18 protein-coding genes are annotated in these 23,002 nt (G+C 65.8%); 11 read left to right on the top strand and 7 right to left on the bottom strand.

The genetic code is table 11. The features are described from left to right. Positions 1-114 precede the first annotated feature (114 nt). Together AB6730_RS02445 and AB6730_RS02440 are read right to left on the bottom strand one after the other, a co-directional pair. Positions 115-2,994, bottom strand: coding sequence for a TonB-dependent receptor domain-containing protein (locus AB6730_RS02445; protein ID WP_371022075.1), 2,880 nt, complete (start codon positions 2,992-2,994; stop codon positions 115-117). Positions 2,995-3,108: 114 nt separating this feature from the next. Further along, positions 3,109-5,088, bottom strand: coding sequence for an alpha/beta hydrolase family protein (locus AB6730_RS02440; protein WP_371022074.1), 1,980 nt, complete (start codon positions 5,086-5,088; stop codon positions 3,109-3,111). A 149-nt stretch (positions 5,089-5,237) separates the two neighbouring features. On the opposite strand from AB6730_RS02440, the gene lgt reads away from it, so the two are divergent. From lgt to AB6730_RS02420, 4 genes are all read left to right on the top strand, one after another. Then, positions 5,238-6,065 (top strand): prolipoprotein diacylglyceryl transferase, encoded by an 828-nt coding sequence (gene lgt, locus AB6730_RS02435; RefSeq protein WP_371022073.1) that lies wholly within the window; start codon positions 5,238-5,240, stop codon positions 6,063-6,065. Positions 6,066-6,078: 13 nt separating this feature from the next. Further along, complete coding sequence (locus AB6730_RS02430; protein ID WP_371022072.1) at positions 6,079-6,873, top strand: thymidylate synthase; 795 nt, start codon at positions 6,079-6,081, stop codon at positions 6,871-6,873. Between the two features lie 104 nt (positions 6,874-6,977). Next, a complete protein-coding gene (locus AB6730_RS02425) occupies positions 6,978-7,466 on the top strand; it encodes a dihydrofolate reductase (RefSeq protein WP_371022071.1) in 489 nt (162 codons plus the stop codon). After that, entirely contained in the window at positions 7,466-8,398 is a 933-nt protein-coding gene (locus AB6730_RS02420; RefSeq protein ID WP_371022070.1) for a Nudix family hydrolase, read from the top strand. The genes AB6730_RS02425 and AB6730_RS02420 overlap by 1 nt, the downstream gene beginning before the upstream one ends. Positions 8,399-8,441: 43 nt before the next feature. Here AB6730_RS02420 and AB6730_RS02415 read toward each other — a convergent pair whose 3' ends face one another. From AB6730_RS02415 to uvrA, 4 genes are all read right to left on the bottom strand, one after another. Further along, positions 8,442-9,197 carry an enoyl-CoA hydratase/isomerase family protein gene (locus AB6730_RS02415; protein WP_371022069.1) on the bottom strand — a complete coding sequence of 252 codons (756 nt, stop codon included), beginning with the start codon at positions 9,195-9,197 and terminating at the stop codon, positions 8,442-8,444. A 38-nt stretch (positions 9,198-9,235) separates the two neighbouring features. Then, on the bottom strand, positions 9,236-10,702 hold the full coding sequence (locus tag AB6730_RS02410; protein ID WP_371022068.1) for a DUF4139 domain-containing protein: 1,467 nt from the start codon (positions 10,700-10,702) through the stop codon (positions 9,236-9,238). A gap of 108 nt (positions 10,703-10,810) precedes the next feature. Then, on the bottom strand, positions 10,811-11,251 hold the full coding sequence (locus AB6730_RS02405; RefSeq protein ID WP_371022067.1) for an acyl-CoA thioesterase: 441 nt from the start codon (positions 11,249-11,251) through the stop codon (positions 10,811-10,813). Beyond that, positions 11,248-14,187, bottom strand: coding sequence for an excinuclease ABC subunit UvrA (uvrA, locus tag AB6730_RS02400; RefSeq protein WP_371022066.1), 2,940 nt, complete (start codon positions 14,185-14,187; stop codon positions 11,248-11,250). Before uvrA ends, AB6730_RS02405 begins: the two co-directional genes overlap by 4 nt. A gap of 201 nt (positions 14,188-14,388) precedes the next feature. On the opposite strand from uvrA, the gene AB6730_RS02395 reads away from it, so the two are divergent. From AB6730_RS02395 to cgtA, 4 genes are all read left to right on the top strand, one after another. Further along, a complete protein-coding gene (locus tag AB6730_RS02395; protein WP_371022065.1) occupies positions 14,389-14,913 on the top strand; it encodes a DUF2059 domain-containing protein in 525 nt (174 codons plus the stop codon). Positions 14,914-15,166: 253 nt separating this feature from the next. After that, entirely contained in the window at positions 15,167-15,481 is a 315-nt protein-coding gene (gene rplU / locus AB6730_RS02390) for a 50S ribosomal protein L21 (RefSeq protein ID WP_371022064.1), read from the top strand. A gap of 20 nt (positions 15,482-15,501) precedes the next feature. Continuing rightward, entirely contained in the window at positions 15,502-15,759 is a 258-nt protein-coding gene (rpmA, locus tag AB6730_RS02385; RefSeq protein WP_144911162.1) for a 50S ribosomal protein L27, read from the top strand. An 87-nt stretch (positions 15,760-15,846) separates the two neighbouring features. After that, positions 15,847-16,917 carry an Obg family GTPase CgtA gene (gene cgtA / locus AB6730_RS02380; protein ID WP_371022063.1) on the top strand — a complete coding sequence of 357 codons (1,071 nt, stop codon included), beginning with the start codon at positions 15,847-15,849 and terminating at the stop codon, positions 16,915-16,917. Between the two features lie 63 nt (positions 16,918-16,980). Here the strand turns inward: cgtA and rpsT are convergent, their stop codons facing one another. Then, positions 16,981-17,244 (bottom strand): 30S ribosomal protein S20, encoded by a 264-nt coding sequence (gene rpsT, locus AB6730_RS02375; RefSeq protein WP_072321609.1) that lies wholly within the window; start codon positions 17,242-17,244, stop codon positions 16,981-16,983. Positions 17,245-17,446: 202 nt separating this feature from the next. Between rpsT and murJ the strand changes: the two genes are divergently transcribed. From murJ to ileS, 3 genes are all read left to right on the top strand, one after another. After that, positions 17,447-19,054 carry a murein biosynthesis integral membrane protein MurJ gene (gene murJ / locus AB6730_RS02370; RefSeq protein WP_371022062.1) on the top strand — a complete coding sequence of 536 codons (1,608 nt, stop codon included), beginning with the start codon at positions 17,447-17,449 and terminating at the stop codon, positions 19,052-19,054. A gap of 88 nt (positions 19,055-19,142) precedes the next feature. Next, the gene (locus tag AB6730_RS02365) at positions 19,143-20,123 is read left to right on the top strand and encodes a bifunctional riboflavin kinase/FAD synthetase (RefSeq protein ID WP_371022061.1); all 981 of its coding nucleotides are present in this window, start codon (positions 19,143-19,145) and stop codon (positions 20,121-20,123) included. Continuing rightward, on the top strand, positions 20,120-22,978 hold the full coding sequence (ileS, locus tag AB6730_RS02360) for an isoleucine--tRNA ligase (RefSeq protein WP_371022060.1): 2,859 nt from the start codon (positions 20,120-20,122) through the stop codon (positions 22,976-22,978). The genes AB6730_RS02365 and ileS overlap by 4 nt, the downstream gene beginning before the upstream one ends. The last annotated feature ends 24 nt before the right edge of the window (positions 22,979-23,002 follow it).

The following is a 23,002-nucleotide window of genomic DNA, read 5'->3' as shown; positions in this document are numbered from 1 at the left end:
GACGTAACGCGAACATAACGCGACCATCATGCTACTGCAAGAGTTTGAGACCGATTCCTATCCGGTCTTTCGGAAATGCGCTGGATCGTGCGAAGTAGGGAAGATCCTGCGCGCTCAGAACTTTTGCTGGTAACCCAGGTAGAAGTAGCGGTCGATGTCGAACGCCGGGTTGTAGGGCGGGCTGCCGCCGCCCGCGCTGGACACGTTGTAGTAGAACGGTCCCTTGCGGCCGAACACGTTGTTCACGCCCAGCCGGATGTTGCCGTTCCATGGCGCCTGCCAGCGAAGCTGAAGGTCGTGGAAGGCGACGCCGCCTTTCCGACTGACGCCGGTGACGCCGGTCAGCGCGTTGAGTTCGTCGGGACGGTTGCATTCCACGTCCGCCGACCAGCACGAATCCTTCAATCCGGAAAAGTAGCGTGTCGTCCACGTGGCGCCGAAGCGGCGCCACGACCAGTCGAGCGAAAGGTTCGAACGCACGCGGTAGAGCCCCTGTACGCCACTCATGTAGCCGGCAAGATGACGCGGTGCGGCGCCCGGGCTGCTGACCTGCGTGTAATCCTTCAGGTAAGTGCTGTCTGAGAGCAACGTGAACTCGCCGTAGCGGGTTTCAGGGAATCGATAGTGCAGGCCGAGATCGTAGCCCTCGGTGCGTAGCGTGCCGAGGTTGGCGAGGCTTTCGTCGAGCGCGGCGACGTGGTCGTCGGCGGCGCGCGTGAAGCGGCCGCACCAGGTGGGATCGTTGCGCACGTAGCAGAAATTGAGGATGTCGCCCGCGAGGATGGGCGTGATGACATCGCTGATGTCGATCTTGTAGTAGTCGAGCGTGACGTCGAGCCCATCGAGATATCCCGGGCTGTAGACCAGGCCGGCGGTACGCGTGATCGACGATTCCGGTTTCAGCGCCGGGTTCGCGCCGGTGCGGAAGGCGGTCGCGCTCTGCCCGCCCGTCGCCGAGCCGATCTGCGCGCCGGACTGGTCGATCTGCCGGTAGTTGGCGGGCACGCCCGCCGCGCCACAGCGTGCACGCACGGCGGCATCGGTGGCCGAGGCGCCGAAGGCGCTGTCACAGGGATCGAGGAAGCTCTCGAAGCTCTCGCTCGATCCGGCGTAGAGATCCGCCACGGTGGGTGCCCGGAATCCCTGGGCGTAGGTTCCACGCAACAGCAAGTCGTCGAACGGCTTCCAGCGGAAGCTGTACTTGTTATTCGTGCGTCCGCCGAACGCGGAGTAGTGCGAATACCGGGTGGATGCATTCACCGCGAGCTCGCGTGCCATCGGCAGGTCCGTGAGCAGGGGGACGTCGAATTCGAGGTAGGCCTCGTTGACGATGTAGCCGCCGTCGGTGGGATCGCTCGCGAGTTGCGTGGTCAGGCCGGCGGAATCCGCGGGATCGGGCGTATAGCGGCCATTCTCACGCCGGTGTTCCACGCCTCCGGCGGCGCGCAGCATGCCGGCGGGAAGGTCGAACAGGCCTCCGGTGAGGTTGGCGACGAGATCGTTGGTGCGGGTGACCTGGCGGGCCGTGGTGGTGGAGGCCACGTAGTTCCACACCGCGTCCGGCGTGCCACCCGGGCCGGCGAGGATGTTCCACGGCACGCAGCCCGCGGCACGATCGGCGGCGTCGGCGCAGGCGGTTCGACCGTCGATCGTGGTCGTGGGGCCCAGCGCCTTGCGTGCGTTCACCAGGTTGATATTGCCGCTGGTGGTCCGGCTGGCGCGTGTCTCGGCATAGGCGTAGGTGACATCCCAGTTCCAGGCGTGATCCCTCCACTGGAACGTGCCCTCGGCACCGGCATCCGCATGCAGGGTCTTGCTCCTGGCCCAGGTCATGCGTGGAAGCTCGGTGGTGCGCCGGAAGAACGATGTGGCGTAGCCGGGGAAGGGGTTGTATGCGTTCGCCGGATCGATGAACAACCCTTGCTGCCGCCCCGCGCCGCTCTCCAGCGGATAGCCGGCGGCCTGGCTGCGCGTATCGCGCACGCCATAGCTGGCCATGCCACGCAGGGTGATATCGTCGGTGAGGTTATAGCGGCCCGTGCCGAACAGGTTGCGCAACTTGCTGCCGGCGCGGAAGGTCATGTCCTGGGCGGTGGAGTACTTGTCCACGTTGCTGGCGACATCGTACGGATGGTAATTGGCGAAGTTCGCCGTATCGCCCACCACGCCGCCGGGATGGTCGATGACGTAGCGATCGGCCGGCGCACGTGGATCGACCACGCCACCGTAAGGTCCCATGCCGAAACCATCGTCCGCATGCCGCGGGCCATAGGCGCTACGGGTGATGGACCGCTTGTCGTCGCGCAGGGCATCGCCATCCTCGTAGCTCGCGCCGAGGATGATCGATCCGCGCTGGCCGCTCTTGCCCCAGGTGAACGTGCCGTTCTTCTGCGCGCCGTCGCCCTTGCCATTCACGCCGTAGAAGACGTCGGCGGAAGCGCCTTCGAAGCGATCGGTGGTGATGATGTTCACCACGCCGCCGATGGCGTCCGATCCATAGATGGACGACGCGCCATCCTTGAGCACCTCGATGCGTTCCACGATCGAGACGGGGATGGTCGATAGGTCGGTCAGGCCGCCCAGGCTGGTGGTCCAGCGGCGCCCGTTCACCAGGACCAGCGTGCGCACCGCTCCCAGGTTGCGCAGGTTGGCGTAACGGCCTCCGGCGTCATTGCTGGAAGACAACGTGTCCTGCGGTGTGACCTCCGGCATGGAGGCGGACGGCATGCGGGCGACGATGTCGCCCAGGCTGGTGAGGCCCGTGGCGCGGATGGCCTGGCGGTCCATCGTGAAGACCGGCTGGGCGGTTTCCACGTCGATCCCGCGGATACGCGAGCCGGTGACCGTGACATTGACTGGAGCCAGCATCTCGGCGGACGAAGGTGCCGTTTGCTGCGCCTTCGCGGTGGCTAGGGGCAGCGCAGCCAGGAGTGAGGTCGCGAGCACCATGCGTCGCAGCGCGACGTGGCGCCGGTGCTCCGAGCTGACGTACATACCCCGTAACCTCCCAAGCCCCGCCATACCCCATCCGGGCGCGACGATCTCGCGACCATAACGCCTGGGGTATGGCGGGCGCAACCGCCGGAAGCAACGGGTGGGCCGAATCGTTTACGGCGCGGCGGAGACCGCCGGTGCTTGTCCGCTGCCGATATTCTTCTCGAGGAACGCCTGCAGGCGGTTGTAGAACTCCTCGATATTCTCCGGCTTCACGAAGCCATGCCGTTCGTCGGGCTTGGTCAGCGTTTCATAGGGCTTGTGCGCGGCATCGAGCGCGGCGCGCATGGCCTTGAACTGGGCGAAGGGAGCTCGTTCATCGTCCTCGCCGTGGACCAGGAAGACGGGAACGCCGATCTTGTCGGCGAGGTGCGTGGGCGAGTTCGCCGCGAGGTCCGCCTGGTCCTTGCCGATCACGGTGGTGAGGTAGCTGCGTCCCGACTTCCTGTCCTTGATGTCGCCCTTGTTGTACATCATGTCCAGATCGTAGATGCCGTCGTAACCCACCGCGCACTTGAACATGCCCGGTGCGCGCACCGTGGTCATCATCGCCGCGTAACCGCCGAAGCTGGCGCCGAAGACACAGACGCGGGCGGGATCGGCGAAGTTCTCGGCGATCGCCCATTTCACGCCGTCGATGAGGTCCTCCTGGACGCGCGTGCCCCACTTCAGGTAACCGGCCCGCTCGAACTTGCTCCCACGCCCGCCCGAGCCGCGGTAGTTCACCTGCAACACGAGGTAGCCGCGGTTGGCCAGGAATTGCGCATCCCTGTCGAAGAACCAGTCGTCCGACACACCGTGCGGGCCACCGTGGGGAAGGAGCACCATCGGCAGGTTGGCCTCGCTCCGGCCCTTGGGGAAGGTGAGGATGGCTTCCAGTTCCATGCCGTCGCTGGCCTTGAAGCGCATGGGCCGGCGTTCGGCCATCTGCTTGGGATCGATCCAGGGTTGCGCGTCGAACAGCTTGCTCACCTTATAGGTCTTGGTGTCGATGAGCATGTAACGTCCCGGTTCGCGATCGCTCGCCACCTTGAACATCAGCAGGCCGCCGTCTTCGCTGAAGTCGACGAAGCTGAGGAAGTTGCCGGGGAATTTCTGCGACAAGGCCATGTGCAGTTTCGAGATCGGCGCCTGCGGATCGATGTACGTGGCCTGGGGCACGCCGGTCGTCGCGACGGTGCCGAACGGACGCAATGGCGCCGGCGTCCAGAGACCGGACGAGGCGACCTCGCTGAAGTCGTCCTTGCGGATCACACGCACATTGCCGCCATCCTCGTCCTGCTCGACGAACTCGCCGCCCTTGCCGTCCGGGCTGGAGACCGCATAGATGCGATTGCCGTTTCCGGCGACCGTCGCGACCGGCGTGAAGTTCTGGCGTTCTTCGCTTTCCGGCACCTTGGCCCAGCCGCTGCCCTCGCGGTGGAACACCACCCACTTGAAATCGTCGTCGGTACCGAAGGCGAAGCGGGGCGTCCCATCCGGCGCGATCATGAAGCTCATGCGGCCGAGGCCGATGTCGGCCATCTGCCTGCGCGCGCTCGTCTTGGCGTCGACGTCGTAGAGCGTGCTGCGGTCCTGGTCGGCCCAGGCGGTGGCACGCATGTAGAAATGGCCGTTGCTCTGCACGGGGGTGCCTTCGATCGTGCCCCAGCCGCGATCGAGCGCACGGGTGGCCGCGCGCTTGCCGAAGCTCTCGAAACCATAGAGATAGTCGGGATTCTTGCCGTCCACGTCGATCGCCATGAGCTCGCCGGTGTACGAGGCGGCGCCGATCGAGCCATCGACCTTGCCGCGCGCCACCACGAGGCGGGTGGGACTGGCCCAGACCATGTCGGCCGGCATCTCGTACGGTGGCATGCGGATCAGGGTGGCGGGTTTGCTCATGTCGCCCACGCGGTAGATCGCCAGGCCGTGGTTCTTGCCGTCGGGATCGTGGTAGGCGAGCGAGACATATTGCCCGTCCGGGGACAGGCGTGGACTGGTCAGCGGCATGCGCCGGGCGAAGTCGCTGACCGGGATGAGGTCGGTGGCGGCGGCGGTGGCCGAGGCAAGACAAAGCGCGGCCACGATGGGCCGCACGAAGCGGTACGTCATGAATTCCCCCTGGTTCGATGGATCCGTATCGTGCCGTCCCCCCGGACGGCCTCCGATGGCCGATATAGCCGATCGGTGGCTCGACGGCAAGCCGACCTTCGGTCGTGGCGGGGCGTTACACTTGGCGCTGATTTCGATCCGGGCACCCCATGGCCACTCCGTTCATCGTAAAAATCGACCCCGTCGCGTTCTCCCTGGGTCCTGTCCATGTCCACTGGTATGGCCTGATGTACCTGGGCGGGTTCCTCGGCGGGTGGGCGCTGGGTGAGTACCGCCGCCGCCAGGGCCGCCTGCCGGTGAACGCGGATCGCTTCGGCGACCTCATGTTCTACGCGATGATGGGTGTGGTGATCGGTGGCCGCGTCGGCTACATGCTGTTCTACACGGCGATCAACTGGATATGGACCGATCCCCTGGCGATCTTCCGCATCTGGGATGGCGGCATGTCCTTCCACGGCGGCCTGCTCGGCGTCCTGGTCGCCGGCTTGTGGTGGTCTCGCCGCAACGGGGTGAAGTTCTTCGACACCGTGGACTTCGTCGCACCGCTGGTGCCGGTCGGCCTCGGACTCGGCCGCCTGGGCAACTTCATCAATGGCGAACTCTGGGGCAAGCCGACCGACCTGCCGATCGGCATGATTTTCCCGAACGCTCCCGATGCCTTGCCCCGGCATCCGAATCCGCTCTACGAGTTCGCGCTCGAAGGCGTGGTGATGTTCACCGTGCTGTGGCTGTTCTCGATGAAGCCGCGTCCGCGCTACGCGGTATCGGGCCTGTTCGGGCTGCTGTACGGTTGCTTCCGCTTCGCCGTCGAATTCGTCCGCGTGCCCGACGCGCAGTTGGGCTACATCGCCTTCGGCTGGCTCACGATGGGCCAGATCCTGTCGTTGCCACTGATCGCCGTGGGCATCTTCCTTTTGCTGCTCTCGCGCCGCGCGCCCTACGCGCCGGTGGAGATCACGCCCGTCAACGCCAGCTGATATCGTCTTCGCCATGCAGCCCTATCTCGATCTCCTTCGTCACGTCCTCGAGCACGGCGCCGAGAAATCCGACCGCACCGGCACCGGCACGCGCAGCGTATTCGGCTGGCAGATGCGCTACGACCTCTCCAAGGGCTTCCCGCTGGTCACCACCAAGAAGCTGCACCTGAAGTCGATCGTCCACGAGCTGATCTGGTTCCTGCAGGGCGACACCAACACGGCCTACCTGAAGGAGCACGGAGTCAGCATCTGGGACGAATGGGCCGACGCGAAGGGCGATCTCGGCCCCGTCTATGGCGCCCAATGGCGCGCATGGCCCACCGCCGACGGCAAGACCGTCGACCAGATCGCCTGGTTGGTGGACGAGATCAAGCGCAATCCGGATTCCCGCCGCATGATCGTCTCCGCATGGAACGTCGGCGAATTGCCGAAGATGGCGCTGATGCCGTGCCATACGATGTTCCAGTTCTACGTCGCGAACGGGAAGTTGTCGTGCCAGCTGTACCAGCGCTCCGGCGACATCTTCCTCGGCGTGCCGTTCAACATCGCCAGCTATGCCTTGCTGACCCACATGGTCGCGCAGGTGACGGGCCTGGAACCGGGCGATTTCATCCACACCCTGGGCGATGCGCACCTTTACTCGAACCACGTCGAGCAAGCGACGAAGCAGCTCGCGCGCGAGCCTCGACCCTTGCCGAAACTGGTGCTGAACCCCGACGTGCGCTCCCTCTTCGACTTCCGTTTCGAAGACGTCGCGATCGCCGGCTACGACCCGCACCCTGCGATCAAGGCGCCCGTGGCGGTGTAAGTCAAACGGTCGTTAGTTCCACCCCAACCCGCGGAGGACTACTATCCGCTGCGCATGGGCCACAGGCCCGATCGTTTCCGTCTTTGACTCGCGAAGGAAGTTCCATGGCCGTTCACCTGGTTGCCGCGCTCGATGAAAACTTTGCCATCGGCAAGCAGGGAGGGCTCCCCTGGCACCTTCCCGACGACCTGAAGTACTTCAAGCGCCTGACGATGGACAAGTCGGTGCTGATGGGTCGCAAGACCGCCGAGTCGATCGGCCGGGCGCTGCCGGGGCGGGTGAACTACGTGCTCTCGCGCAAGGGCGTGGCGCCTTTCCCGGGACAGATCACGGTGCGCTCGGTGACCGAGGCCCAGGCCAGCTGCGGCCACACCGGCCTCATGGTGATCGGCGGCGGTGAAGTGTTCCGCGAGGCGCTGCCGTATGCGCGCAGCTTGTACCTCACGTGGGTCTATGCGGCCGTGGAAGGCGCGGACGTCTTCTTCCCCGGGATCGATTTCAAGGAATGGACCGAGGTGTCGCGCGTGCACCACGCGGCCGATAAGGAACACCCGCATCCGTTCGACATGGTCGAATACGTCCGGAACGTTTGATGCACGTCGCCGCCGGCGTCCTCGTCGACGACAGCGGACGGGTCCTCATCGCCCAGCGGCCCCCGGGCAAGCACCTGGCGGGCCTGTGGGAGTTTCCCGGCGGGAAACTGGAGCCGGGTGAGACCGCCGGGGCCGCGCTGGAGCGCGAACTCGACGAGGAACTGGGTATCGTCGTCGACCCGCATTCGTTCAAAGCGCTGATCCGCGTGCCGTGGAACTACGGCGAGCGCCAGATGGTGCTGGAGGCCATGGTGGTTCGCGCCTGGAGCGGGGAGCCCAAGGCGCTGGATGCCGCAGCGATCGCTTGGTGCGAGCCGTGGGCGATCGATCCGGCCATCCTCGCCCCCGCCGATCGGCCGATCCTGGCGGCGGCGCGCTTGCCGGGGCACTACGCGGTCACACCGGCCCTGGCGACGCCGGACGAGGCCATCGGCGGATTGCTCGCCGCCCTGGATCGCGGCGAACGTCTCCTGCAGCTACGCCTTCCCGCACAGCCCGTCGAGGCCGTGCGTGCGGTGGCTTCGCGCGTGCTGCCCCATGTGCGGCGTTTCGGGGCGCATCTGCTGCTCAACCGCGATATCGAAGGCGCACTGTCGTTGGGCGCTGGCGTGGGAGTGCATCTGAGCGCGTCGCAACTGCGCGACCTGGCGGAGAGACCGCTCCCGTTCTCCGGTGTCGTCGGCGCCTCTTGTCACGATGCGGAAGAACTTGCGCTCGCTTCACGGCTTGGTTGCGATTTCGCGACCTTGTCGCCCGTCCTGCCGACGGCAAGCCATCCCGATGCCGAGCCGCTGGGTTGGCCGCGCTTCGCGCGTTTGACCGAGGCGGCGTCGCTCCCCGTCTATGCGTTGGGTGGGCTTGGGCCCGGGGATATGGCCGAGGCGCGGATGCACGCGGGGCAGGGCGTGGCGGGGATTCGAGGGTTCTTTTGAGGTTCGCGATGCTCTTGTGGGAGCCGCTTCAGCGGCGATGCTTCTACTTGGACTTCAGCCGGGCCACCAACGCCTGCAAGACGGCCTGGGTTTCTTCGCCGAAGAAGTCGTCGATGAAACCGGGATCGAGCAGGTTCGACGTGTCGCCCCATACCGCGACGAGGTCGGCGCGTGCGATGGCGCGCGTGCGCAGCATCGCCTTCGGCGGCAGCTTGAGCAGGTCGGCCAACCAGTTCACGGCGCGCGTGACCACTTGTTCGACCGTGGCCAGTTCATCGACCAGTCCGATCGCATGGGCCTGCTCGGCATCGACCATCGCACCAGCCACCAGCAAGCGCTCGGCACGGTACGAGCCGACGATGCGCCGCATCGCGAACTGTATGGGTTCCGGAACCGACAGGCCCACCTGCACCTCGTTGAGGCCGATCTTGTACGGACCGTGCGCCATCACGCGGTAATCGCAGAACAGCGAAACCACCGCACCGCCTGCCGGGCTGTGACCGGTGATGGCGGCCACCGTCGGAACACGCGAGGCGGCGATGGCGCCGCACAGGGCGAAGAACTCGTCCCAGAATTCGCGCACCCCCGCGCGGTCCCGCTGGAGCAGGGCGGGGACGTCCACGCCCGCGGAAAACATGCCCTGCGCGCCCGACAGCACGATGCCGCGCGCGCCGTTGGAAGGCGCCTCGGCGATCGCGTCACGCAGTGCCCGGACCAGGGCGATGTCGAACGCGTTGACCGGCGCGCGGGCCATGCGGATCTCGTGGATGTCGCCGTCGTGCAGGAGGATGTCGAGCATGTCGTTGTCCGTGGTGTGGATGGGGCGATCGGGCCGTGTTACTTGGGCAGGTCGGCGTCGGTCCAGGTGTAGCGCACCGCGTAGTCGAGATCCGTGCTGCCGTTGGCTGGTACCTCGACCTTGAACTCCAGCAGTTCCGGCGAGACCTTCGACGGCTTCACGGAGGACGACGTCACCGTCCATGCGCGCCAGCGGCCGGGATGCTCGCGCACGACGATGGTGCGAGCGGTGTCACCGGCGTTGGTCAGGTGGATGCGCATGCCCTCGTCGATGCGGTGCGCGGCGGCATCGGCGGTGAAGGCCGTTTGCTCGCGCGTCGCGCCGAGGTCGAAGGCGTTGCCTAGCGAGATGGTGGTGTCCTTGTTCTTCGGCGTGTCGTCGAGGCGTCCCTCGCCGAGGAGTTCGGCATTGCCGTCGCGGTCGGTGGTGAGCACGCGTACGTAACCGGCGGGAAGGGCGTCGAAGGCCTTGAAACGCAGGTTCGAGACGACCGGGACGCCGTTCGTCGGGAGGCCGATGTCGCGCTCCATGCGCGGCTGTGGCGGCTGGTAGGCCATGCCGGTGTCGTAGACGGCCTCGCGCTGGCAGTCCAGCGTCCGGCTGTCGTACAACGGCGTTTGCGTGACGCTGCCATCGGGCAGGTCGACGGCCGTGGGCAGGGTATACGTGCGCAGGTCGCCGAGCGTGGCCTGACGCGGTTCCGCTGGTGCCATGTCCATGGCAGCCATGGGTGCCGGGGCGCGGGCCATGAACATCTTTTCCCGCTGCGGCGGTGCCTTCGCGCGGCGTGCGTCGCCCGCGACGAGTTTCAGGGACACGTCCTTCCAGTCGCGCCCGCTGCGGTTGGCGATGCTGGCGGCGGCGTCGAAGGCCATGCGGCAGGTGTTGCCCGGGGCGAGCGTGGCGACATAGGCGCCGCGCCAGCCGAGCCCGGAGGTGGGATAGTCGAGCTGCGCGGTGGTCGATCCGGCCGAGCCGCCATTGACGCGCACTTGCAGGGTCGAGCCACGGGCGAAGTCCGTGGCGTCCGCCGCACGCAGGGCGGCGTATTGACGGATCAGGCTGGCCTGGCCGTTCGCCTCGCGCACGACGAGCACGTCGCCGCCGCGGACCAGGGTGCCGGTAGCGATCGGCTGGCCGTTCTCGCCGATCACGCTGACGTTGCGGCCGACGAGTCCAGCCACGGCTCCGTCGAAACCCTGCCCGAGCAAAAGGCGTTGGGAGACGACACGCGTGTTCTTGCCGGGAAAGCGCAGCGACATGGCTTCGCTGTCCAGCGCGGAGGGAAGGCCGTCGATGGAAAGGTCTTGCACGCCGCCTTTCAGGTCGAACGCGCGACGCTCATGGACGACGGCGTAACCGTCTCCGGACACGGCATCGCCGCCAGTGGAAAAGAGTTGGTCGCCATCGGCGCGGTAGAGCGTGAGCGCGGTGCGCTCATCGGCGGCAAGGGCGGGCAGGGCGACGGCGCAGGCGATCGCGAGTACGAGGGAACGGCGCAACATGATTCACTCTCTCCGTGGGTGACCCTGACGGATCATACCGGTCGGATCTGAATCCGCGCGATCTTGCGAAGTGCGGCAGGCCTCACTTTCGAGACCTGCCGGCTTGACTCAGGCGTTTTCGGCTGCCTTCACCGCGTCGCGGATCACCTGCGGCACCTCGACCGGGCGACCGTTCTGCGGGTTGACCCAGACCATGGTGACGCTGCCGTCGCAATGGATCTTCGTGGCGTCGTCGCTGGTCACGATGCGGTGGCCGATGGTCATGGAACTCGTGCCGATGCGATCGACGAAAAGCTCGATCTGGATGTCCGCCGGGTATCCGATGGGCATGCGGTAGTTCAACTCGCTGCGCGCCATCACCGGTGCGCTGTTCTTGCCGTACCACTCGCCCGGCAGCTGTTGCAACCACTTGATGCGTGCCTCCTGCAGGTAGACCAGGTAGTTCGCGTTGTTGACGTGGTTGTAGGCGTCGAGGTCCTGCCAGCGCACGTCCATCGGCGTGATGAACAACGGAACGGGCGTCGGGGTGTTCGAGGCTTCAGTGGTCATGCAGTCCTTTTTTTCTTCGCGTCCGGGGCCGCTTTCGCGGCCGGTTTCTTCGTGGCGACCTTGCTGGCCGCCTTCGTCGTCGCCTTCGTCGCCACCTTGGCCACGGGCTTGGATGGTTTCAGGTGCGGGAGGAGGAAACGGCCGGTATGCGATGCCTTCGTCGCGGCCACCGTTTCCGGCGTGCCGCTGACGAGGATGCGGCCGCCACCCGCTCCGCCCTCGGGGCCGAGGTCGATCAACCAGTCGGCCGTCTTGATGACGTCGAGGTTGTGCTCGATCACGACCACGGTGTTGCCGTGCTCCACGAGTTTGTGCAGTACCTCGAGCAACTGCTCGATGTCGTGGAAATGCAGGCCCGTGGTGGGCTCGTCGAGGATGTAGAGCGTGCTTCCCGTGTCGCGCTTGGACAATTCCTTCGACAGTTTCACGCGCTGCGCTTCACCGCCGGACAGCGTGGTGGCGCTCTGTCCGAGCTTGATGTAGTCGAGGCCGACGGCACGCAGCGTTTCCAGCTTGCGCGCGATCACCGGCACGTTCTCGAACAGCTTGAAGGCGTCTTCCACCGTCATGTCGAGCACGTCCGCGATGGTGTGTCCCTTGTAGAGCACTTCCAGCGTTTCGCGGTTGTAGCGCTTGCCGTGGCACACGTCGCAGGGCACGTACACATCGGGGAGGAAATGCATCTCCACCTTGATCATGCCGTCGCCCTCGCAGGCTTCGCAACGGCCGCCGCGCACGTTGAAGCTGAAACGGCCGGGCGTGTAGCCACGCTGGCGCGATTCGGGCACCTGTGCGTAGAGCTCGCGCAAGGGCGTGAACAGGCCGGTATAGGTGGCCGGATTCGAACGCGGCGTGCGGCCGATCGGCGACTGGTCGATATCGACCACCTTGTCGAACAGTTCCAGGCCCTCGATCGACTCGTACGGGGCGGGTTGCTCGCTGGCGCCGTTGAGTTCCATCGCGGCGAGGCGATAGAAGGTGTCGTTGATCAGGGTGGATTTGCCCGAGCCGGACACGCCCGTGACACAGGTGAACGTGCCCACCGGGATACGGACGTCGACGTCCTTGAGGTTGTTCCCGGTCGCGCCCTTGAGTTCGATCCACTGGTCGTCGCGGGGCTGACGGCGCTTGGCCGGTACCTGGATGCCGCGCTCTCCGCTGAGATACTTCGCCGTGACCGACCGTGGCGACGCCAGCACCTGCTCGAGCGTGCCCTCGGCGACGATGTGGCCGCCGTGCACGCCGGCGCCGGGACCGATATCGAGGATGTGATCGGCGGCGCGGATGGCGTCCTCGTCGTGTTCCACCACGATCACGGTGTTGCCGAGGTCGCGCAGGCGCGTGAGGGTGCCGAGCAGGCGCTCGTTGTCGCGCTGGTGCAAGCCGATGGACGGCTCGTCCAGCACGTACATGACGCCGACGAGGCCGGCGCCGATCTGGCTGGCCAGGCGGATGCGCTGCGCCTCGCCACCCGACAAGGAGTCGGCCTGGCGGTCGAGCGTGAGGTAATTGAGACCGACGTCGTTGAGGAAGGTGAGGCGCTCGCGAATCTCCTTCACGATCTTCACCGCGATCTCGCCACGCCAGCCCGGCAACTTCAGCTTTTCGAAGAAGGCCAGGGCGTTGTCGATCGCCAGCGACGTCAATTCGGGGATGGCGCGATCGGCCACGAACACGTTGCGTGCCGATGGGTTGAGACGTTGCCCGCCGCAGTCCGGGCACGGATGGTCGGCGATGTAGCGAGCCAGTTCCTCGCGTACCGCGGCGGATTCCGTTTCGCGGTAGCGGCGCTCCAGGTTCGGCAGGATGCCTTCGAACTTGTGCTCGCGGGTCACCTTGCCGCCGCGCTCGGTGATGTAGCGGAACGGGATGAGTTCGCGACCGGAACCATTGAGCACGGCGTTCTGCACCGACTTCGGCAGCTCGCGCCAGGGCGTCTCCGGATCGAAGCCATAGTGCTTCGCCAGTGAAACGATCATCTGATGGTAGTAGGCATTGCGGCGATCCCAGCCGCGAATGGCGCCACCGGCGAGACTTAGCTCGGGGTGTCCGACCACGCGCGACGGATCGAAGACCTGGGTGACGCCCAGGCCGTCGCAGGTCGGGCAGGCGCCGACCGGGGAATTGAACGAGAACAGGCGCGGCTCGAGTTCCGGTAGCGAGTAATCGCACATGGGGCACGAGAAGCGCGAGGAGAACAGCTGTTCCGTCGCCTTCTTGTCGTCCATGTCGACCAGGATCACGATGCCGTCGCCAAGGCGCAGGGCGGTCTCGAACGACTCGGCCAGGCGCTGCTTGATGTCCTCGCGCGGACGGAAGCGGTCGATCACCGCCTCGATGGTGTGCTTCTGGCGCAGCGTCAGCGGCGGCACGGCATCGAGGTCGTACACCTCGCCGTCGACACGCGCGCGTACGAAACCCTGGGCGCGCAACTGTTCGAAGACCTGTACGTGCTCGCCCTTGCGCTCCCGGATGACCGGCGCGAGGAGCATCCACCGCTTGTCCGGGTCCAGCGCCATGGCCGTATCGACCATCTGGCTGACGGTCTGTGCTTCCAGGGCGATGCCGTGGGTCGGGCAACGGGGGGTTCCGACGCGCGCGTAGAGCAGGCGCAGGTAGTCGTACACCTCGGTGATCGTACCGACGGTGGAGCGGGGATTATGCGACGTCGACTTCTGCTCGATCGAGATGGCCGGCGAGAGGCCTTCGATCGTGTCCACGTCCGGCTTTTCCATCATCGAGAGGAACTGCCGCGCATAGGCGGACAACGACTCGACGTAGCGACGCTGGCCTTCGGCGTAGATCGTGTCGAAGGCGAGCGAGGATTTGCCGGACCCGGACAGTCCCGTGATCACGATCAGGCGATCGCGGGGCAGGTCGAGGTCGATATTCTTGAGATTGTGCGTGCGGGCGCCGCGGATGCGAATGCTGTCCATGTGCCGACGTAAATGGGGGAAGTCGCTGACTATACCAAGGGTTTTCGGCCTTCATTCCGTCTCGACCTTTGACAGGTCATCACATTTGTTATGCGGGACCGGAACCCTGCCGGATGTGGGTGACCCCGGTGGCCGGGCGCGGCTACCATGGCCCGGCCCCGGGGAGGGGTCGAAGCCACCCATTCGAAGAGGAAGACACGCATGCGTAAGTGGACAGGGATCGCTGCCGGCCTGGTGCTGGCGGGTTGTGCGGGCCAGGCGCTGGCGGCGCCGCCCTCCGAGCAGCAGGTGCGCCAGCTGATGGATGCCGTCGGCATGGGCCGCATGCTCAGCCAGATGAACAGCCAGATGGCGGGCGTGATGCAGAACGCGTTGCCTTGCGTGCCGGCCAGCTACTGGCAGGGTTTCGTGGACGCCAACGCCACCAACCAGCTGATCGGACGGATGGTTCCGGTCTACCAGAAGCATTTCACGGCCGAGGATATCGACGGCCTGCTCAAGTTCTACCGTTCACCCCTGGGCCAGAAGGTGATCACGCAGATGCCGGCGACCATGGCCGAAGGCATGCAGATCGGCAAGCAGTGGGGCCAGGAGCGCGGCCAGCAGATGATCGCCCAGCTGCAGAGCCAGGGCACGCTGAACCAGCAGGGCCAGTGTCCGGCGGCCGGCGCGGCGGCCAAGCCGGCCCCTGCACCCGCCCCGGCGGCGCCTGCGAAGAAGAAATAGTCCAAGCCGGCCGGTTCCCATCGAGGCCCATGCCCGGTGGGAGCCGACCCTGTCGGCGATGCCGGTCCGCCGGATGGAAGCTAAGGCCATGTTTTCAAACCAATGTCTTCCCAGGGGCCTCGCCAGGGCCCATCCCGGCATTCGGGCCTTAACCAACTGATTGACCTTGCCTTTTAGGCCCAGCTATAATTCGCGATTCGCAACACCCGCAAGACCCTAAAAAGAACTACATAATCAGCAACAGGAAACAACCATGAGCTACGCAGTCATCAAGACCGGTGGCAAGCAGTATCGTGTGATGGCAGGCGAAATCCTGCGCGTCGAGCTGCTCCCCGCCGAAGTCGATTCCACCGTCCAGTTCGACCAGGTCCTCCTGGTGGGCGAGGGTGAGTCGATCACCGTTGGCGCCCCGCTGGTCGCCGGTGCCACCGTCAGCGCGAAGGTTCGCGCCCACGGCCGCGCCGATAAGATCCGCATCGTCAAGTTCCGTCGTCGCAAGCACTACAAGCGCACGCAGGGACACCGTCAGCATTACACCGAAATCGAGATCACGGGCATCAACGCCTGAGTCGCCGGAGGATATAAGTCATGGCACATAAAAAAGGCGTAGGTTCCAGCCGTAACGGCCGCGATTCGAACCCGAAGTACCTCGGCGTGAAGATCTACGGTGGCCAGGCTGTCGAAGCCGGTAACATCATCGTTCGCCAGCGTGGCACCAAGTTCCACGCCGGCGTGGGCGTCGGCCTCGGCCGCGACCACACCTTGTTCGCGCTGGTCGACGGCACCGTGTCGTTCAAGACCCGCGGCGAAAAGGGCCGCAAGTTCGTCGACGTCGTCCAGGCGTAAGCCTCTTTCGACGCGATAGCGAAGGCCCCGCCATAGGCGGGGCTTTTCGTTTGTACGGCGGCATCACTTCTACCCAGGTCATCTTCCATGAAATTCGTCGACGAAGCGCAAATCAGGGTCTCGGCCGGTGACGGCGGCAACGGCTGCGTGAGCTTCCGTCGTGAAAAATTCATCCCGTTCGGCGGTCCCGACGGCGGCGACGGCGGCAACGGCGGGTCGGTGTGGCTGGTGGCCGACGAGGGGCTCAACACCCTCGTGGATTTCCGCCACATGCGCTCGTTCAAGGCGGCGCGCGGGCAGGGCGGCATGGGTAGCCAGATGTACGGCAAGGGTGGCGAAGACACCGAAGTCCGCGTTCCCGTCGGCACCGTGGTGACCAATGTCGACACCGACGAGGTCATCGGCGACCTCACCATGCACGGCCAGCGCCTGAAGGTGGCGCAGGGCGGGCGCGGTGGCCTGGGCAATATCCACTTCAAGAGCTCGGTGAACCGGGCGCCGCGCAAGTCCACGCCGGGTACGCCGGGCGAGGTGCGCGACCTGAAACTCGAGCTCCGCCTGCTGGCCGACGTGGGCCTGCTGGGCTTCCCCAATGCCGGCAAGAGCACCTTCATCCGTGCCGTATCGGCGGCGACGCCTCGCGTGGCGGATTATCCGTTCACGACCCTGCACCCGAACCTGGGTGTGGTGCGCATCGGTACGGACCAGAGTTTCGTGATCGCCGATATCCCCGGGATCATCGAGGGGGCGGCCGAGGGCGCGGGCCTGGGCATCCAGTTCCTGCGCCATGTGTCGCGCACCAGCCTGTTGTTGCACGTGGTCGATATCCAGCCGATCGACGGCTCCGATCCCGTGGAGCAGGTGCGTGCCATCGAGCACGAACTGCAGCAGTTCGATACCGAACTGGTCGAACGGCCGCGTTGGCTGGTCATCAACAAGTCCGACGTGATCGACGATGAGGACGAGCTCAAGCGTGTGGTCGACGATATCGTCGCGCGGCTGGAATGGACCGCGCCGTGGTTCGTCGTTTCCGCCGCGGGCGAGATCGGTACGTGGGACGTGTGCCTGAAGGTGCAGCAGTTCTTCGACGCCGAGCGCATCGCGCGCCGTGAGCGTACGGAAGCGGTCGACGATGTCCGCATGCGCGGCGAAGACTGAGAGGGTGGCAACAAAAAAGCCGGCGTAAGCCGGCTTTTTTGCGAACGGCGATGTCGCGCAGGCTTACGCCAGGTCGCGGATCTTCGCGTTCAGGCGGCTCTTGTGACGAGCGGCCTTGTTCTTGTGGATGAGGCCACGGGCAGCGTAACGATCCATCACCGGCACGGCGACGGCGTACGCGCTGACCGCGCCAGCCTTATCCTTGGCGTCGATCGCCTTGACGACCTTCTTCAGTGCGGAACGCACCATGGAACGCGCGCTGACGTTGCGCAGACGGCGCTGCTCCGACTGACGCGCACGCTTCTTCGCGGACTTGATGTTGGCCAAGGTAAAGCTCCAGAGTTCGGTTGGTTTTAAAAAAGACGCTCATTTTGAAGCCAAAGACGGGTTGCGTCAATAGCTTAGCCCCCGTACGGGCGGGTCGGCGGACGGGCGGGGCGGACTGCCCCGCAAATTCCAGATGGCGGACTGTCCTCCGCCCCGGCGCCGCTGTCAAACTAGGGGTTTGTTCCAGGTATCCCTCGTCCGGATGAAAACCCCCAGTCTCCTTCGCGGCATGCTCAGCTTCAGCGGCATGACCATGGTGTCCCGCGTGCTCGGCCTGGTCCGCGACATGGCGATCAACGCCTCGTTCGGCGCCAATGCGGCCACCGACGCGTTCTGGGTGGCTTTCCGCATTCCCAACTTCATGCGCCGGCTGTTCGCCGAAGGCTCGTTCTCGACGGCCTTCGTGCCCGTCTTCACGGAAGTGAAGGAGACCCGCCCGCACGAGGACCTGAAGCGGTTGATGTCGCTGACCGCCGGCACCCTTGGCGGCGTCCTGCTGGTGGTCGTGGCCCTGGGCGTGATCTTCGCGCCACAGGTGACGGCCATCTTTTCGCCGGGCGCCGTCGAGACACCGGAGAAATTCGGACTCACCGTCGACCTGTTGCGGCTGACCTTCCCCTTCCTCCTGTTCGTTTCACTCACGGCCCTGAGCGGCGGCGCGCTGAACAGCTTCCACCGGTTCGGCCTGCCGGCGCTGACGCCGGTGATCCTCAACCTCTGCATGATCGCCGGGGCGCTGTGGCTCGCGCCGAAGTTGCACACGCCGATCATGGCGATGGGCTGGGCCATCCTCGTGGCCGGCGCGCTGCAACTGGTTTTCCAGATGCCCGCGTTGAAGCAGCTGGACCTGCTCACGCTGCCGCGCTGGGGTTGGAGTTCGCCGGACGTGCGCCGGATCATGCGGCTGATGGTGCCGACCCTGTTCGGTTCGTCGGTGGCGCAGATCAACCTGCTACTCGACACGGTGATCGCCTCGCTGCTTATCGCCGGTTCGCAAAGCTGGCTGTCGCAGGCCGACCGCTTCCTGGAGCTGCCGCTGGGCGTGTTCGGCGTGGCGTTGGGCACGGTGATCCTGCCTTCGCTTTCGCGTCACCACGTGACCACCGACAAGGAAGGTTTCTCGCGCGCGCTGGACTGGGGCCTGCGCACGACGCTGCTGATCGCCGTGCCGGCGATGTTCGGCCTGATGATCCTTTCGGTGCCGCTGGTGGCCACGATCTTCCAGCATGGCCGGTTCACCGCCTTCGATACGAAGATGGCGTCCCTGTCGATCTCGGCGTTGAGTTTCGGGCTGCCCGCCTTCGCCCTGGTCAAGGTCGTGTTGCCGGCCTTCTATGCACGCAAGGACACGAAGACCCCGGTCCGTGCCGGCGTGGCTTCGCTGGTGGCCAACATGGTCTTCAACGTGGCCTTCCTGGCATTGCTGTTCTTCCTCTGGGCGAGTCCGGCGCAGAAGGCGGGCTCGTGGATGGAGGCGATCGCCACGATCCCGGGATTGCACATGGCCCTGGGCATGGCCAGCGCCCTGGCCAGCTATCTCAACCTGCTGCTGCTCTGGCGATGGTTGGGCAAGGCCGGCGTGTATGCCCGCCAGCCGGGCTGGAGCCGTCACCTGGTCCGCCTGGGCGTGGCCTGCGCGGTGATGGTTTCGGTGTTGCTCGCCGGCCTGTATGTCTGGCCGGAATGGAGCGCGGTCGAGAAATGGGAGCGGGTATGGCGCCTGGCGGCGCTGGTCGGTGCCGGTGGCGGCGCCTACGTGGGTACGCTGTTCGCGATGGGTTTCCGCCTGCGCGATCTGCGCGCGCAGTGAGGGGCCGGGCGTCGCATTGTGCGGCGCAATGGGGCGGCTATACTGGCCCGATGGCTTTTATTCCGTATCGATCCAAGGGCATCCCGGCATGACGTTGCGACTCCATCGCGACGTCGACGGTCCATGCCTCACACCCGAAGGCAGCGTGGTCGCGATCGGTGCTTTCGACGGCCTGCACCTCGGCCACCAGGCGATCCTGTCCGAGGTGCGCCAGCGGGCCGAGGCGCGTGGCCTGGCCCCCGCGGTGATCACCTTCGAACCCTTGCCCCGCGCCTTCTTCTCGAAGGAGCCGGTGCCGCGCCTTTCAGGCGTGCGCGAAAAAGCCGAGGGCATGACGGCCGCCGGCATCCGCGAGTTGCTCTCGTTGCGCTTCGACCAGGCCTTGACCGCGATGTCCGCCGAGGACTTCGTTCGCAAGGTGATCGTCGGCCGCATGGCCGCGCGCGAGGTGTGGGTGGGTGAGGATTTCCGCTTTGGCCATCGTCGCGGCGGCGATTTCGCCCTCCTGCAGGCGATGGGCGCCGACCTGGGCTTCACCGCGCATGCGGTGCCGCCGGTCCTGGTCGACGGCGAACGGGTCTCGTCGTCGCGGGTGCGCACGCTGCTGGCCGAAGGCCGTTTCGGCGAGGCCGCGCGTCTGCTGGGCCGGCCGTTCGTCATCGATGGCCATGTGGAACACGGCCAGCAGTTGGGCCGCACCCTTGGATATCCCACCGCCAACGTCCATCTCAGTGAACGGGTGAGCCCGATCCATGGCATCTTCGCCGTGCGTATCGGCATCGGCGACGGTCCCTGCAGTTGGCCCGGCGTGGCCAGCCTCGGTTACCGGCCGACGGTGAACGAGGTGCGCGAGCCGCTGCTCGAGGCCCACCTTTTCGATTTCTCCGGCGATCTCTACGGCCAGCGCATCGGCGTGGAGTTCGTCCGGAAACTGCGCGACGAAGAAAAATTCGACGGCCTCGACGCCCTGACCGCGCAAATGCGCCAGGACGAGATCGCCGCCCGGCAGGCCCTTGGGATGAACCCCATACTTGTCGATGCCCCAGAAACCCACGGTTCCCAGCGATGACCCAGGATTACAAGAACACCATCAACCTGCCGCAGACGGATTTCCCGATGCGTGGCGACCTGCCCAAGCGCGAGCCCGGCTGGCTGGCCACGTGGGAGCGCGTGGGCCGCTATGCGCAGATCCAGGCGCACACGGCGGGGCGAGACAAGGTGTTCGTGCTGCACGACGGCCCTCCCTATGCCAACGGCATGATCCATCTCGGACATGCGGTCAACAAGGTGCTCAAGGACGTCGTCGTCAAGTCGAAGCTGATGGCCGGTTACCGCGCGCCTTACGTGCCGGGCTGGGATTGCCATGGCTTGCCGATCGAGATCGCGATCGAGAAGAAATTCGGCAAGGCGGGCGACAAGCTCGACGCCGCCGCGTTCCGGCAGAAGTGCCGCGAGTACGCGATGGCGCAGATCGATCTCCAGCGTACGGATTTCAAGCGCCTGGGCGTCCTTGGCGATTGGGAGAAGCCGTACCGCACGCTCGATTTCACCTACGAGGCCGACATGATCCGTGCACTGGCACGCATCGTCGCCAACGGGCACGTCGTGCGTGGCGCCAAGCCGGTGTACTGGTGTTTCGATTGCGGTTCGGCGCTGGCCGAGGCCGAGATCGAATACGCCGACAAGACCTCGCCGGCGGTGGACGTCGCCTATGACGCGGTCGATCCGGTGTCCTTCGGCGCCTTGTTCGGTATCGCCACGGGTGAAGCGAACATCGCCGTCCCCATCTGGACGACCACGCCCTGGACGCTTCCCTCCAGCCAGGCCGTGTCGCTGGGTGGCGAGATCGAATACGCCCTCGTCGAGGGACCTGCGCGCGGCGGCAAGCCGCTGCTGCTGGTGATCGCCTCGGCGCTGGTCGAGAAGGCGCTGGCCCGCTATGGCGTGGACACGGTGAACGTGCTCGCGCGTGTGCAGGGCGCGGTGCTGGAAAACCAGCCGCTGCGTCATCCGTTCTACGACAAGCATGTGCCGATCATCCTCGGTGACCACGTGTCCGACGAGGACGGCACCGGTGCCGTGCATACCGCGCCCGACCACGGCGCGGAAGATTTCGTCGTCGGCCAGAACTATGGCATCGGCACGCTCAACTACGTCGACGGCCGCGGTGTCTATCGCGCCGACCTGCCCCTGGCGGGCGATGTCTCGTTCGCCGGCGTGCACATCTGGAAGGCGAACGACCAGATCGTCGACCTGCTGCGCGATCGCGGCGTGCTGCTCGCCTCGGCGAAGCTCACGCACAGCTATCCGCATTGCTGGCGGCACAAGACGCCGGTGATCTTCCGCGCCACGCCGCAGTGGTTCATCGGCATGGAGCAGGCCGACCTGCGCCGTACCGCACTTACATCGATCAAGGCCGTGCGCTGGGTGCCCGGCTGGGGCGAAGAGCGCATCGCGGGCATGGTCGATGGCCGTCCCGACTGGTGCATCTCGCGCCAGCGCACCTGGGGCGTGCCGATCACGCTGTTCGTCGACAAGAACACGCACGATCCGCATCCGGATTCCGTCGAACTGATGGAGAAGGTGGCGCGGAAAGTCGCGCTGGAAGGCATCGACAGCTGGTTCTCGCTCGACCCGCGTGAACTGCTGGGTGACGATGCGGACAAGTACGAGAAAGTCACCGACGTCCTCGACGTGTGGTTCGATTCCGGCGTCAGTCATTTCGCCGTGGTCGGCGCGCGTCCTGAACTGCAGGCAGGGGACGCCAGCGAATACAAGGTGATGTACCTGGAAGGCTCCGACCAGCATCGCGGCTGGTTCCAGTCCTCGCTGCTCACCTCGGCGGCGATCCACGGCCGCGCACCTTACGACCACGTGCTGACCCACGGTTTCACTGTGGACGCGCAGGGTCGCAAGATGTCCAAGTCGCTGGGCAACGGCATCGAGCCGCAGGACATCATGAAGACCCTGGGCGCGGACATCCTGCGCCTGTGGATCTGTTCGACCGACTACCGCAACGAGATGTCGCTTTCGGACGAGATCCTGAAGCGCGTGGCGGACACCTATCGACGCATCCGTAACACGGCGCGCTTCCTGCTCGGCAACCTCGATGGTTTCGATCCGGACAAGCACCTGCTCGCCACCGACGCCTGCCTCGATCTCGATCGATGGGCGGTGCGCCAGGCGGCGGACACGCAGGCGGCGATCGTGGCCGCGTACGAGCGCTACGACTTCCCCGAGATCGTCCAGCGCGTGCAGAACTTCTGCACCAACGAACTCGGCGCGCTGTACCTCGACATCACGAAGGACCGCCTCTACACGATGCCGACGGACAGCCGCGGCCGGCGCAGCGCGCAGAGCGCGATGTACCGGATTCTCGAGGCCATGGCCCGCTGGTTGGCGCCGATCGTCAGCTTCACCGCCGAGGAAATCTGGGCGCACATGCCGGGCTCGCGCAGCGAATCGGTGCTGTTCGAGACCTTCTATGAAGGGCTCGACGTGCGCCAGGACGCCGACGCGCGTGGCTGGTGGTCGACCTTGCTTACGATTCGCGAGACGGCGTCGCGTGTGTTGGAAGGGATGCGCAAGGACGGCAAGATCGGCGCCTCTCTCGACGCCACCCTGACGATCCACGCCGACCTCGCCACCCAGGCGGCGCTGGCCGAATCGGCTTCCGAACTGCGCTTCTTCTTCATCACCTCGGAAGTGACCCTCGCGCCGCTGGAAGGTCGTCCGGCCTCGGCCGAGCGGGTGGAACTGGACGGAGCCGAGGTGTATGTCTCGGCCGCGGTCAGCGAGGCGGTCAAGTGCATCCGTTGCTGGCACCATCGTCCCGATGTCGGTGTCGACCCGTCCCATCCGGAGATCTGCGGCCGCTGCGTGGAGAACGTGACGGGGCAGGGCGAGGACCGCCGCTGGTTCTGACCAGCGGCCCCGCCACCTCAACCC

Source organism: Luteibacter sp. RCC_6_2, assembly GCF_041360655.1.
Lineage (GTDB): Bacteria > Pseudomonadota > Gammaproteobacteria > Xanthomonadales > Rhodanobacteraceae > Luteibacter.
The sequence above is the reverse complement of the archived record's forward strand: the minus strand, read 5'-3'. Positions and strand labels throughout refer to the sequence as shown.